We start from the raw sequence: 12,801 nt of genomic DNA, 5'->3' as shown, positions 1-12,801 counted from the left end.
CGTTGGATGTATGGTGCGAAGCGGCCCGAAAGCCGGACCGCTTCGGTTGGCCCGGTTCAGTCCGAGCCGAGTTGCAGGCGGTTGGCCTGGCGCTTTTCGATCGACGACTTGAGCAGCGCCGCGCAGCGGAAGATTCCGTGGGCGAATTTTCCGTACGGCAACGTTGCGAACAGCGCCATCACGATGCCGAGATGAACGGCGAGCAGCGTCGCCATCGCGCTCGTGTCGCGCCACGCGAGCAACGCCAGTCCCGATGCGCTCACGAGCATCAGCAGCGCAATGAAGCCGCGGTCCATCGGACGTTGTGCCGGATCGGTCCGCGCGGGGTCGCGCCGCAGGTTGAGCCACAGGAGGCCGGCAGGCCCGATCAGCAGACCGATTCCGCCGACGGTGCCGAGCAGCACGGGCAGGCTCAGGAACGCGTACGGCGCGTGCAGGTCCAGCGCGTAGTGATAGAAGGTCGCCACGAGCGTGGCGGCAAAGCACAGCATGAAGCCGTAGAACGTGAAGTGGTGAAACCGGCGCCGCGCGCGCGTGAACGCATCGTCCGACTCGTTGCAGCCGTCACCGTGGCCGCCGTCGAGATAGGTCAGCGCGAGCGCGTGTTTCGCCGCCTCGGCGACCGCGGGCAGGCTCGCCGTACCCGTCGACACGTCGCGCCAGAAACGCGTCACGCCGACCCCGAGCGCCAGAACGGCGAGGCCGAACACCGAGCCGAACATCGCGGCGAGCAGGTTGTGCGGAAAGATCGCATAGAAACGGCCGCCCGACGGGCCATTCAGCAGCGAGCCGTGCATCGCGACGCCGAGCATCAGGAAAAGCGCCAGCCCGATCGCGAGGGCAAGCGCGACGGCCAGGCCGTTGCGCCTGTAGAGCTGGCCCAGCGCGGCGGGCCACGCATACTCGACATACGTGTCGAGCCGGACCTGCGCCATCGCCTTCGGCACGTTCACGGCGAATTCGTGCGGCGGCGCATATTGGCACGCGTGATAGCACGCGCCGCAGTTGTGGCACAGGTTGGCCAGGTAGTTGACGTCCGCCTTCGCGAATTCGAGCCGGCGCGTCATCGCCGGAAAGACCGCGCAAAACCCTTCGCAGTAGCGGCACGCATTGCAGATCTGCATCTGGCGCGCGACTTCCGCTTCGTGGTCGGTGACGGGCACGATGCGGATCACGGCGGCGCCGCTTGCGCGTGTCGACGGCCGGCCGGCGGGCGCGAGCGCGTGGGCGTCGCGAACGTGTTCTTCAATATCGTGCATGTTGAACTCCGGTCGTTTGCGCGGCCTTGGCCGCCTCGGTGCCCGCGATACGGCCGAACGCGGTGCCGATCGACATCCCGCCGCCCGCCGTGTAACCCTTGCCCAGCACGTTGCCGGCCATCATCTCGCCGGCAACGAACAGGTTGCCGCTTGGTCGTCCGCCGAAGTGGACCTGCGCGCGCTCGTTGACCTTGAGCCCGAGATAAGTAAACGTGATGCCGGGACGCAGCGCATAGCCGAAGAAGGGCGGCGTATCGATCGGGCGTGCCCAGTGGGTTTTCGCGGGATGGACGCCTTCGGTGCGACAGTCGTCGAGCGTCGTGTGATCGAACGTGCCCACCTGGCATGCGGCGTTGTACGCGCGCAGCGTCTCGACGAACGCTCGCTCGGGCAGGTTCAGCCCGCGCGCGAGTTCCGGCAACGAATCGGCGCGGACCCCGGGGAAAACCGGCGGCATGAAGCGTCCGACGGCCTTGGCATCGATGATCGAGTAGGCGGTCTGTCCCGGTTGCTGCGCGACGAGGCGGCCCCAGATCGCGTAACGCTTCGGCCAGAAATCTTCGCCTTCGTCGTAGAAGCGCTGCGCATCGCGGTTGACGACGATACCGAGCGACACGCAATCGATCCGTGTGCAGATGCCGCCGTCGTAGAGCGGCGCGCGCGCATCGATCGCGACGCAATGCGACTGCGACGGGTCGCCGATCGCATCCGCGCCGGCGTCGAGCATGGCCTTGAGCAGGACGCCCTGGTTGAAGCGCGTGCCGCGGATGAGGAAATTGTCGGCGGGCCACTCGCCACGCTCGTTTTGTCCCCACGCTTCGCGCAGCCATTCGCGGTTGGATTCGAAGCCGCCCGCCGCCAGCACGCAACTGCGCGCCTCGAAGCGCCGGCTCCCGCTGCGCGCGGCGACGAAGCGTTCGCCGTCGAGCTCGATGGCGTCGACGGGCGTGTCGTAGCGAATCCGTACGCCCAGCGCTTCGGCGCTGCGGTAGTACGCGTTCACGAGCGCTTTGCCGCCGCCCATGAAGAATGCATTGGTCCGCGCCACGTGCAGTGCGCCGGACAACGGCGGCTGAAACCGCACGCCATGTGCGTGCATCCACGGACGACAGTTCGCCGACGCGCGGATCGCGAGCCGGGCCAACGCCTCGTTCGTGATGCCGCCCGTGACCTTCAGCAGGTCTTGCCAGTACTCTTCTTCCGGATAGGCGCCGACCAGCACGTCCTGCGGGCCGTCGTGCATGCAACGCAGGTTGCGGGTGTGCTGGGAGTTTCCGCCGCGCCATTCGCGCGGGGCCGCTTCCAGCAGCAGCACCGACGCGCCGGCTTCGCGCGCCATCAAGGCCGCGCACAGCGCCGCGTTGCCGCCGCCGATTACGAGAACATCGATCATCTGAGTCGTCTCCTTTGAGACGCACTCTACGGATCGGCCTCGCCTGCCGCCATCAGCGGCGCGGCAACACGTCTTCAGTTTTTGTGAAGAGGCGGCTCGCGCAGCGTGGCGCCGGGCCACCCGCCTGCCGCGACGATCTCGCGCGCGACGTCGGCGAGGACGACCCGCGCGGCGAGCCCGGCGGGCGACAACTCGTCGTCGGAGACGCTCGCGATCAGGTTCGGCCTCGTCGCGTGGGCGTCCGCGACAGGGACGCTCGCGAGCGCGGCGTTCTCGAGCCGTGCGAGCGCCGCGCCCGGTTGAATGGTTGCACCGAGCCCGCCGCGCACCGCATCCATCAACATCGCGAGGCCGTCGACTTCGGCGGCGATGTGCGGGGTAAAGCCGGTGCGGGCGAATGCGACATCCAGCAACGCGCGCAGACCATGCGGGCCGCTCGGCAGGATCAGCGGCACGGCGCCGAGGTTCGCCAGGCGGACGCGCGGCCCGTCGGGCATGCCCGGCAGGCCGGGGGCGCCGATCACGAACAGATGCTCGTCGAGCAACGGCATCACGCTCCAGCGCTGCGCGGGTTCTTCGCGAAACAGGATCGCCAGGTCGATCTGCCGCGCACTCAGCATCGCACCGAGATAGCCCGACAGGCTCTCGACCATGCGCAGCCGGACATCCGGATAGCGCCGTCGCATCGCCTGCATGAACGCGAGGCCGAGTACGCCGGTCGTACTGGGCGCAAGCCCGACGCTGACGTGCCCCGACAGGCGCGCCTGACGCGCGGCGAGCGCCGCATCGTCGACGTGGCGCAACGCGAGTTGCGCCTGTCGCCAGAATGCAAGGCCGGCGTCCGTCGGCACGACGCCCGTGGAGGTGCGTTGCAGCAGGCGCGTGGACAACTCGCTCTCGAGCCGGCTGATCTGCTGGCTCAGTGCGGACGTCACCACGCCCAGTTCCAGCGCGGCCTTGCCCATGCTGCCGTGTTCCACGACGCAGACGAAATAGCGCAGTTGCCTCAGTTCCATCGACACCTCGAATTGACTCAGCCGCGGTATTGTCGCAGCCGACGAGGCGCCGGTGGGGCGAATCGCGTCCACCCGGCCCGTGGAGCGCCGCCGCAAAGACTTCGGGATGGCGGGATCGGCTGGCGGCGCCGCTCAAGGCGGCCGTTCCGGCTCGGCGAGTGTTCAGGTCGCGCAGTGAAGGCTGGCTACATGCGCGCCGGCGCGAACGGCCGTTTCATACGCCTTCGCTTATTGTCCGTCGACGTCGTTCGCGCAGGACTTCATGTCGCCGCGTCTTCCGCTTTCATTCGGCAAGCAGCCCGCGCGCGGCCAGGTTCGCATACAGCGCGCGCACGCCGAAGGTCCACGGCGCGATCTCCGTGCAAAGCCGCACGGTATTGACGAGTGCGCCGAGCGCGGGCGTCGAGATCGTGACACGGTCGCCCAGGTGATGCGTGAAGCCCGCGCCGGGCGCGTCGCGATCCTGGATCGGCGAGAACATCGTGCCGAGGAACAGCATGAAGCCGTCCGGGTACTGGTGATGCGCGCCGCAGGTCTGCGCGACGAGGTCGGCCGGGTCGCGGCTGATCTCGCGCATGTGGCTGATGCCGTCGAGGACGAAACCGTCGTCCGCGCCTTCGACGCGCAGCGACACGCTGCATTGCCGCACGCCGTCGAGCGTGAAGCCGTCGTCGAACAGCCGCACGAACGGGCCGATCGCGCACGAGCCGTTGTTGTCCTTGCATTTGCCGAGCAGCAGCGCCGAGCGGCCTTCGATGTCGCGCAGGTTCACGTCGTTGCCGAGCGTCGCGCCCACCGGCCGGCCGTCGCTCGCGACCGCCAGCACGATCTCCGGCTCCGGGTTGTTCCACACCGACCCGGGCAGCAGCCCGACGTCGGCGCCGAAGCCGACCGCGGACATCGGCTGCGCCTTGGAGAACACCTCGGCATCCGGGCCGATGCCGACTTCCATGTATTGCGACCACGCGCCGCGGCGCTCGAGTTCCGCCTTCAGGCGCAGCGCGGCTTCCGAGCCGGGCACGATCTTCGACAGGTCGGTGCCGATGGTCGTGGCGATGGTGTCGCGTACCTCGCGCGCCCTGGCCGGATCGCCGCCGGCCTGTTCCTCGATCACGCGTTCGATCAGGCTGACGGCGAACGTGACGCCGCACGCCTTGATCGCCTGCACGTCGCACGGTGCGAGCAGGTGCGTCGCGCCGGGCGTGCCGTCGAGCGTCGCCTGCAGCAGCGGTTCGACGCGGCCCAGCGATTCGCCGACGGCGGTGCGCGCGATGGCGACTGCATCGGGGCGGTCGAACAGGTCCGCGGTGGTCGGCACGGTGCGCGTGATGTCGAACACTTCGCCGCCGCGCACGGCGACGACGCTCGGGCCCGCGTGGGCGCCGTCGTGCCGCCAGACGCGGCCGATCAGCAGCGCGTGGGCGAGGTCGTGCGGCAGGCAGTCGGAAACGGAAGGAGTACGCATGGTCAGCTCGGCAAGAGTCGTGGACGGTGAAATCAGTGCGAATGGCGCGGATTGCCGCGCTGCTCGATCACCTTCAGGTACAGCGTGGCCGGTTCGAGGCAGCCGCCGGTGGACAGCTGGCCGACGAAGCGGCGATAGAGTTCCTGCCACGGCGTTTGCGCCTGCGGCACGGTGAAGCTTGCGCTTTCGCGACGTCGCGCGAGTTCGTCCTCGTCGACGAGCACGTCGACGCTGCGGCGATTCAGGTCCACGCGCACGCGGTCGTTCGTGCGCAGCAGCGCGAGGCCGCCGCCGACCGCCGCTTCCGGCGACATGTTCAGGATCGACGGGCTGGCCGACGTGCCGCTCTGGCGCCCGTCGCCCATGCACGGCAGCGACGTCACGCCGCGCTTCACCAATTCGGCGGGCGGCGCCATGTTCACGACTTCCGAACTGCCCGGATAGCCGACCGTGCCGCAGCCGCGGATCACCAGGATGCAGCGCTCGTCGATGTCCAGCGCGGGATCGTCGATGCGCGCGTGATAGTCCTCGGGGCCGTCGAACACGATCGCGCGCGCTTCGAACGTATTTTCCGCGCCCGGTTCGGAAAGATAGGTCCGGCGGAACGCGTCCCCGACCACCGACATCTTCATGATCGCGCTGTCGAAGAAGTTGCCCGACAGCACCATGAAGCCGGCGCCATGCTTGAGCGGCGCGTCGGGCGTCCGGATCACGTCGCGGTCGGCGTCCTGCGCGGTGTCGGCGATCGCGCCGATCGCGCGACCGGATACGGTCAGGCAGTCGCGTCGCAGCAGGCCGGCCGCATCGAGCTGGCGCAGCACGGCAGGCACGCCGCCGGCGCGGTGGAAGCTTTCGCCGAGGTAGTCGCCGGCCGGCATGCAGTTGACGAGCAGCGGCACGGCTTCACCGAAGCGCTGCCAGTCGTCCAGGCTCAGCTCGACGCCCATGTGGCGTGCGATCGCGATCAGGTGCGGCGGGCAGTTGGTCGATGCGCCCAGCGCGGACGCGACGACGATCGCATTCTCGAATGCCGCACGCGTCATGATCGTCGACGGGCGAAGATCTTCGCGAACGAGCTCGACCGCGCGCTTGCCGGTCGCGTAAGCCATCTGGCCGCGCTCGCGATAGGCCGCGGGAATGCTCGCGCAACCCGGCAGCGACATGCCCAGCGCCTCGGCCAGGCTGTTCATCGACAGCGCGGTGCCCATGGTGTTGCAATGGCCGATCGACGGGGACGAAGCCGTGGTCAGCTGCATGAAGCCTTCGTAGTCGATCTCGCCGGCCGCGAGCAGGTTGCGCGCATGCCAGATCACCGTGCCGGAGCCGACCCGCTTGCCCTCGTGCCAGCCGTCGAGCATCGGGCCGCCCGACAGCACGATCGCGGGCAGGTCGACGGTGGCCGCGGCCATCAGGCACGCGGGCGTGGTCTTGTCGCAGCCGGTCGTCAGCACCACGCCGTCCAGCGGAAAGCCGTGCAGCACTTCCACCAGCCCGAGGTAGGCGAGATTGCGGTCGAGCGCGGCGGTGGGCCGACGGCTTTGCTCGGCCAGCGGATGCACGGGGAATTCCATCGGAATGCCGCCCGCGTCGCGGATGCCGGCCTTGGTCCGCTCGGCCAGCTCGAGGTGGTGGCGGTTGCACGGTGCCAGGTCGCTGCCCGTCTGCGCGATGCCGATGACGGGGCGGCCCGACTGCAGTTCCTCGCGCGTCAACCCGTAGTTCATGAAGCGCTCGACATAGAGCGCGGTCATGTCGGCGTGCGCGGGGTCGTCGAACCATTCCTGGCTGCGCAGGCGGCGAGCGGTGTGTGACATGGCAGGCTGTCTCCTAAGGGGCCTTTCTCATTTTGCGTGCCGGATAGTTACCGGTAACATCGTTGGGATGTTAGCACGGGGTTTTTGCATCGCGGAAGGGATTTCGTGCGCGATTTCGTGCGCAAGTGGCGCAGCAGAGGGCGGCGGAAACCGGTACGGAGCCGCGCATCCCGCGGGTCGGGATGCGCCCGGGCGCCGGCCGTCAGGCGCTTTCCCGCGGGATGATCGTGTAGTCGATACGAATGCTTTTCGATTCGGTCCGCTCGCCGCCGTCGCGCGCCTGCAGCGCCGCCAGCAACGCTTCGCCGGTGCGCAGCCCGATACCGTACGCATCGACCGACACGGTCGTGATGGTCGGATGGCAGCAGGTTGCCACTTCGAAGTTCCCGAAGCCGGCCACCGCGATGTCGGCGGGCACGGCCAGCCCGCGCCGATGACATTCCATGATCGCGCCGAACGCCGACATGTCGCTCACGCACATCACCGCATCGGTATCCGGCCATTGCGCCAGCAGGGCCGCCATCGCCGGCCCGCCGTGGCTCATCGTGATCGGCGATTCGCCCAGCCGCACGACGCGCGGTTCGCCGAGCCCCAGCGCCTTGATCTCCGCCTGGTAGCCCTTGAGCCGGTCCAGGCCGCGGCGATCCAGTTCGCTCGCGCCGACCAGAAAGCCGATGCGCCGATAGCCGCGCTCGGCGAGGTGCCGCACCATCGCACGGGCGGCGCGCACGTTCGAGAAGCCGACGGCGGTGTCGATCGGGCGGGTGGGCAGGTCCCACATCTCGACCACCGGAATCGCCGAGCGCTCCAGCACCTTGCGCGTCGCGTCGGTGTGCTGCGCCCCGGTCAGTGCGATGCAGCGCGGCTGGTGCCGCAGCATCGAGCGCACCAGCCGTTCTTCCCGTTCGAGGTCGTAGTCGGTATCGCCGAGCAGCAACTGCAGGCCATGCGGTTCGAGCGCATCGGTCAGGCCGCGCACGGTGTCCGAGAAGTTCGAACTCGACAGCGACGGCACCAGCACCGCGACGAACTCCGAGCGCCCCGACGACAGCGCGCCGGCGGCCGCGTCGGCCACGTAGCCGAGCTGCTCGATGGCCTCGCAGACCCGTGCGCGCGTCTCGGCGGCCACGCTGTGCCCGGCGAGCACGCGCGACACCGTCATCTTCGAGACGCCGGCGAGGCGCGCTACGTCGGACATGCGGGGCGGCCCGGCAGGCCGGACGGCGGTGGGACTGGGCATCGGAATCGCGATCGTGAGAAGGCCGGAAAGGCTACATCATACCGGTGCGGCGTACCGGGCAGGCCGGCCGACGCTCGCCCATCGCGGCGACGCCGGTACTAGGGAAACCACGCGTGCGGCGGACCTTGTACGTGCCGGTCGCAGCGTGCTACCTTCCGATGTGTTACCGGTATCAGTGTGCCGATCGCTCCCGTCGCCTCGCCGGCTTTTTTTTGCCACGGAATGTTATCGGTAACATCGATGCGTCAGAGGACTCGCCGGTACGAAGAAGACCTACACGAACAGGAGACAGACCGATGCCATCCATCACGCAGGCCGCTGCCGCACCGGCCGCGGCCGATTCGTCCGAAGACGCCCTTTACCGCAAGGTCATGCGGCGCATCCTGCCGTTGCTGTTGCTCTGCTACGTCGTGGCCTATCTGGATCGCGTCAACGTCGGCTTCGCGAAGCTGCAGATGCTCGACGACCTGAGCCTGAGCGACAGCGTCTATGCGCTCGGCGCGAGCATTTTCTTCTGGGGCTATTTCCTGTTCGAGATGCCCAGCAACCTGTTGCTGCACCGCTACGGCGCGCGCTTCTGGATCGCGCGGATCATGATCACGTGGGGCATCGTGTCGTCGTCGATGGCGTTCATCGTGCCGCTCGCGCAGTTCTTCCACGTGCAGACGACCACCATGTTCTACACGCTGCGTTTCCTGCTGGGGCTGTGCGAAGCCGGCTTTTTCCCCGGCGTCATCCTGTACATGAACTATTGGTTCCCGGCGCGCCGCCAGAGCGTGGCGATGTCGGGCTTCCTGGTGGCGATCCCGCTGAGCCTGACGCTGGGCAGCGTGGTGTCGGGCTGGCTGATGGAACAGACGCACGGCCTGTCGGGCATGAGCGGCTGGCAATGGATGCTGCTGCTCGAAGGGCTGCCGTCGATCGTGGTGGCGTTCATCGTGCTGGCCTGCCTCGGCGACGGCCCGCAGTCGGCGAAATGGTTGTCCGCCGACGAAAAGGCGGTGCTGTCGCGCAACCTCGAATCCGAAGCCGCGCACAAGTCGCACAGCATCGGCGCCGCGCTGCGCAGCCCGCGCGTCTGGCTGCTCACCTTCATCCTGCTGACCTTCAATACCGGCTTCTACGGGCTGGCCTTCTGGCTGCCGTCGATCATTCGCGCGTCGGGCGTGCACAGCCCGCTGCACATCGGTGTACTGACGGCCATTCCGTACCTGACGGCGATCTTCGCGATGGTGTGGAACGCGTCGCACTCGCGCAAGACCGGCGAACGCCGCCTGCATGCGGCGATTCCCGCGCTGATCGGCGGCGTCTTTCTGATCCTGAGCGCGGCGTTTGCCCACAACGTGGCGCTGTCGATCGTATTCCTGACCATCGCCACGTGCGGCATCCTCGCGCTGATGCCGATCTACTGGACCTTTCCGGGGCAGATCCTGTCCGGCACGGCCGCGGCGGCCGGCATCGCGCTGATCAACTCGGTGGGGAACCTGTCCGGCTTCACGGGCTCGATGATCACCGGCGTCGCGAAACAGATGACCGGCGACATCAACAACGGGACCTATGCGCTGGGCGCCTGCCTGCTGGTCAGTTGCGTGCTGATCGCGTCGATTCCGCGCGACATCCTGCGGCCGCCGGCGGGGCGGTAGGGCGTTCGCCCGGCGTCAGGTCCGACCGGGGCCGGGGCATCGCGCCGCCCCGGCGCCGGATGGATCGCGTCACGTGGAGTGATCTCGCGTGAGTGTGCTCGACCATCACGGACGGACTTCCGGACACCGCCAACCGGCGACGCGCTGCGCACGACTCCGCTTTCTCGCGAGCGGCCGTCAGGCGCCGTCCAGTGCGAAGCGCACCTTGTCCCCGAGCGTGCGCAACCGCTCGACCGGTTCGTTCGCGAACACGAAACGGATATACGCGTCGCCGTGGGCAACGCCCCATCCGGCCATGGCCGTCGCGCATACGCCGTGGCGCAGCAATCGCTCCGACATCTGCGATCCGGTCAGGCCGAAATCGGACACGCGCAGCAGCATCGACCAGCCGCCCGCCGGCATGCCGAACGGGAGCCCCGACAGTTGGGCGGCGACCGTATCCCGCCGCCTCTCGAGTTCGCTCACGTAGCCAGGCAGATCGGATGCGGAATGGTCGAGCGCGACCGCCGCGGCCTCCTGCGCAATGCCGACCGGCACCACGACATTGGCGAGCGACACGGCCACGAGATCCGGAATCAGCCATTGCGGCGCGACGATCCAGCCGACCCGCCAGCCGATCATGCGCAGCTCTTTCGACGCCGCGCCGACCGTGACCGTACGCTCCGCCATGCCGGGCAGGCCGGCGGGATGGATGACCGTGCGTCCATCGAAGAGCAGCCGTTCCATCGCGCTGTCGAGGATCAGCAGCAGATCGTTCTGCACGCACAGGCTCGCGATCAGTTGCCAGTCGGACGCATCGAAGAAGCCGCCCGAAGGCATCGACGGAGACATCAGCAGCATGGCCCGCGTCTGCGGACCGATCGCTGCCCGCAGCGCGGCCTGGTCCAGCTTCCATTCGCCGCCCGGCGTGAAGACGAACGGTACTTGCCGGGGCACACCGCCCGCAAGGCGGACGCGGTTCAGCAGACCTGCGTAGGTCGGATCGGTGACGATGACTTCGTCGCCGGTCTCGACGGTGGCGAGCAGCGTGTTCAGAATGCCGGAGAGTCCGCCCGCCGACACGACCACCTGGTCGGCCGTGAAGCGCTGCCCCGACAGTGCCGACACGTGGGCGGCAGCGCTCGCGCGTAGCCGATCCTGACCGACGAATGGCAAATAGGAGTTGGCCGAGTCTCGCTGGATGGCCTCTCGGGTGACGGCGAGCGCCTCCGAGGTGGGCGGGATGTCGGTATCGAGATTTTCGAGTCGCAAAAGGTCGACGTCGGCATGATCGGCGATCGAACCCATGCGATCGACGCCGATGCCGGCGATGTGCTGCAGGCGCACAGGACGGTGGTGGCGCATCGGAGCCTCCGGTTTTGTTACAATTTAATAGATAATATATGCATGGTGGTCGGGATGAACTTTGAAGTCAAGGACGATCGCTCGCTGGCCGATCGGATCGCCGTCGCATTGGCGGACCGCATCATCTCCGGCGTCATCGCGCCGGGAGAGTGGCTGCGTCAGGACCACATCGCGGCGGAGTTCGGCGCGAGCCATGTGCCGGTACGCGAGGCGTTCCGACGGCTGGAAGCGCAGGGGCTGGCAGTGGTGGAGCCGCGACGCGGCGTGCGGGCGGCGCCGCTCGAGCCGGCGGACGTGCTCGAAATGGCCAAGATGCGCGCTGCTTTCGAGGCGCTGGCGCTGCGCGAGGCAATGCCCGCGCTCGACGCACGTGCGCTGGAGGAACTCGATGCGATCCTCGATCAGGAGTCGGCGGCGCACGGCATAGCCGTGCTCGGCACGCTGAACCTGAGGTTTCATCGCGCATTGACCGCGCGGTGCGGGATGCCGCGGCTCATCGACGCAATCGGCGACATGCATCGGGCCAGCTCACGGCATCTGTACGCGACGTGGCAGCAACTTGACTGGCAGGATCGCTCGAACGACGAGCATCGAAACATCGTTCGCGCGATACGCGATGGTGACGTGGACGCAGCGTGCGCGGCTTTGTCCGCGCACGTTCTGGCGGCGGGGGATGCGCTGGCTCAGGCGTTGCGTAGGCGGTAAGGACACGGGTCAAACCGGCGTCGACGACCGGTCCGAAAAGCCGGTTCCGGGAATGGCTGGCGTCTTCTCCGGGCGACCTCAGCCAAACGCGTCGGAAGGCATTCGTTGACTGCAAGCACGGCGATGGCGACCCGCAGTGCGACATCTTCACTCTGACCGACGACTCACGACACGCTGCGCCGCATCCCCCGCACCTGCAGCCAAATGGCGGATATCAGGAAATAAAGCGCACCGACTCCCGCGTAGCCCGCGATCTTGACGATCGCGGGTGGCATCGGCGCATGGTTTTGGACAATGAAGAACAGCCCGGCCAACGCCGATTGCGCTCCGCTCAGGATCATCACCCACTGTGCGCCGGCGTGCTTCCAGCGCCGCACGGCGGTGCCGAGCTGCAGCGCGCCGGAGAGCATCGCCCAGACGCCGAACACCGCAAGTACCGCGGACAGGCCCGCATTCAACGCCGGAAATACGGCCAGTGTCGTGACGGCGCTGATCGCGACGTTGGCCGCCTGCGTACGGTTTGCCGCCATTCCGCCGCTGCGGGACAGGTCGACGAAATTGGCGAGCGCATCCCAGGCCGGATAAACGACCAGCAGCACCGCCGCGCCGGCTGCGCTGTGCCGGCCGACGGAAAACGCCAGCGCGACCCAGATCAGCGAGAACACCGCCCGGGAAAAGTAGTACCGTTTCAGCCAGTGTTCGTCGGCAGGGGGACGGAATTCGGGGTAGCGGTCAATCATTTGCACTCCTTCATATATTGAATCGTCGTTCCGGCCGGCATGCAGGGCGTCCGCCATGCGGATTCGGATGCGGCGCCGACCGGATCTCCAGTGCGCCGAGTATCGCAATCGCCGGGGCCGGCCGCCATCGGTCAGATGTCCGATGGCCCATTCCACCGGCGGCAGGCTCTGGTCCAGGCGAA

Annotated in this window: 10 protein-coding genes; 2 read left to right on the top strand and 8 right to left on the bottom strand. The window is 67.9% G+C overall.

Annotated features, from left to right (window positions below):
- Positions 1-56: 56 nt before the first annotated feature.
- From tcuB to DTA15_RS34250, 6 genes are all read right to left on the bottom strand, one after another.
- Positions 57-1,259: a tricarballylate utilization 4Fe-4S protein TcuB gene (tcuB, locus tag DTA15_RS34275; protein WP_006483284.1), complete on the bottom strand. Its 1,203-nt coding sequence runs from the start codon at positions 1,257-1,259 to the stop codon at positions 57-59.
- Positions 1,246-2,652, bottom strand: coding sequence for an FAD-dependent tricarballylate dehydrogenase TcuA (gene tcuA / locus DTA15_RS34270; protein ID WP_006483295.1), 1,407 nt, complete (start codon positions 2,650-2,652; stop codon positions 1,246-1,248). Before tcuA ends, tcuB begins: the two co-directional genes overlap by 14 nt.
- 74 nt (positions 2,653-2,726) lie before the next feature.
- Complete coding sequence (locus DTA15_RS34265; RefSeq protein WP_006498144.1) at positions 2,727-3,668, bottom strand: LysR family transcriptional regulator; 942 nt, start codon at positions 3,666-3,668, stop codon at positions 2,727-2,729.
- 283 nt (positions 3,669-3,951) lie between these two features.
- The gene (locus DTA15_RS34260; protein WP_006483290.1) at positions 3,952-5,133 is read right to left on the bottom strand and encodes a fumarylacetoacetate hydrolase family protein; all 1,182 of its coding nucleotides are present in this window, start codon (positions 5,131-5,133) and stop codon (positions 3,952-3,954) included.
- A gap of 32 nt (positions 5,134-5,165) precedes the next feature.
- Positions 5,166-6,947 (bottom strand): IlvD/Edd family dehydratase, encoded by a 1,782-nt coding sequence (locus DTA15_RS34255; protein WP_006483301.1) that lies wholly within the window; start codon positions 6,945-6,947, stop codon positions 5,166-5,168.
- A gap of 202 nt (positions 6,948-7,149) precedes the next feature.
- Positions 7,150-8,187 carry a LacI family DNA-binding transcriptional regulator gene (locus tag DTA15_RS34250; protein WP_006483298.1) on the bottom strand — a complete coding sequence of 346 codons (1,038 nt, stop codon included), beginning with the start codon at positions 8,185-8,187 and terminating at the stop codon, positions 7,150-7,152.
- A 296-nt stretch (positions 8,188-8,483) separates the two neighbouring features.
- Between DTA15_RS34250 and DTA15_RS34245 the strand changes: the two genes are divergently transcribed.
- On the top strand, positions 8,484-9,830 hold the full coding sequence (locus tag DTA15_RS34245) for an MFS transporter (RefSeq protein ID WP_006483286.1): 1,347 nt from the start codon (positions 8,484-8,486) through the stop codon (positions 9,828-9,830).
- 177 nt (positions 9,831-10,007) lie between these two features.
- On the opposite strand, the gene DTA15_RS34240 is transcribed toward DTA15_RS34245, so the two are convergent.
- The gene (locus DTA15_RS34240; RefSeq protein WP_006483280.1) at positions 10,008-11,174 is read right to left on the bottom strand and encodes a pyridoxal phosphate-dependent aminotransferase; all 1,167 of its coding nucleotides are present in this window, start codon (positions 11,172-11,174) and stop codon (positions 10,008-10,010) included.
- Between the two features lie 54 nt (positions 11,175-11,228).
- On the opposite strand from DTA15_RS34240, the gene DTA15_RS34235 reads away from it, so the two are divergent.
- Positions 11,229-11,879 (top strand): GntR family transcriptional regulator, encoded by a 651-nt coding sequence (locus tag DTA15_RS34235; RefSeq protein WP_012493725.1) that lies wholly within the window; start codon positions 11,229-11,231, stop codon positions 11,877-11,879.
- 164 nt (positions 11,880-12,043) lie between these two features.
- Here DTA15_RS34235 and DTA15_RS34230 read toward each other — a convergent pair whose 3' ends face one another.
- Entirely contained in the window at positions 12,044-12,619 is a 576-nt protein-coding gene (locus DTA15_RS34230) for a DUF308 domain-containing protein (RefSeq protein ID WP_006483276.1), read from the bottom strand.
- Positions 12,620-12,801 lie beyond the last annotated feature (182 nt).

The organism is Burkholderia cenocepacia, assembly GCF_900446215.1.
GTDB lineage: Bacteria > Pseudomonadota > Gammaproteobacteria > Burkholderiales > Burkholderiaceae > Burkholderia > Burkholderia cenocepacia.
This window is presented reverse-complemented; position numbering and strand designations above follow the sequence as displayed.